The organism is Micrococcus sp. LASM2_SD2 (assembly GCF_057364565.1).
Window position 1 is genome coordinate 1 of record NZ_JBNFOB010000496.1, and the last position, 535, is coordinate 535.

The window sequence follows — 535 nt, forward strand, 5'->3', positions numbered from 1 at the left end:
CGTCGGCTCCGCTGCGACCGTCTCCGGCTCGGGCGCCGACGGGGGACCCGACGCCGAGGCGAGGCGATCCCCGCCGAGGAGGGGGGGCCGTCGTCGTGCAGGGGGCGGGCTTCGCCTACGAGCCGGGCAAGGACGTGCTCACGGATGTGGACCTGACCGTGGCCGAGCGGGAGCGGACCGCGCTGCTGGGTTCCTCCGGGTCCGGCAAGTCCACGCTGCTGAGCATGCTCGCCGGGGACCTGCTGCCCACCGCCGGCACCGTGCATGTGCACGGGGTGCCGCTCACCACGGCCACGCAGGACGAGGTCCGCGCCGCCTCCGCGGTGGTGCAGCAGCACACCTGGCTGTTCCGGGCCTCCCTGGCGGAGAACCTGCGGATCGCCGCACCCGAGGCGGACGCCGATCGGCTGTGGGATGCCCTGGGACAGGTGGACCTGGCCCGCTGGGCGCGGACGCTGCCGCAGGGGCTGGACACCCCCGTGGGCGAGCGCGGGCTGGCGGTCTCGGGGCGACCAGGCACAGCGGATCGCCCCTG

1 protein-coding gene is annotated in these 535 nt (G+C 75.9%); it reads left to right on the forward strand.

Features of this window, described 5'->3' with window-relative positions; genetic code table 11:
- Positions 1-95: 95 nt before the first annotated feature.
- A partial coding sequence (locus tag AC2W7A_RS13295) for an ATP-binding cassette domain-containing protein (RefSeq protein WP_485991751.1) occupies positions 96-535 on the forward strand: 440 nt, incomplete at its 3' end.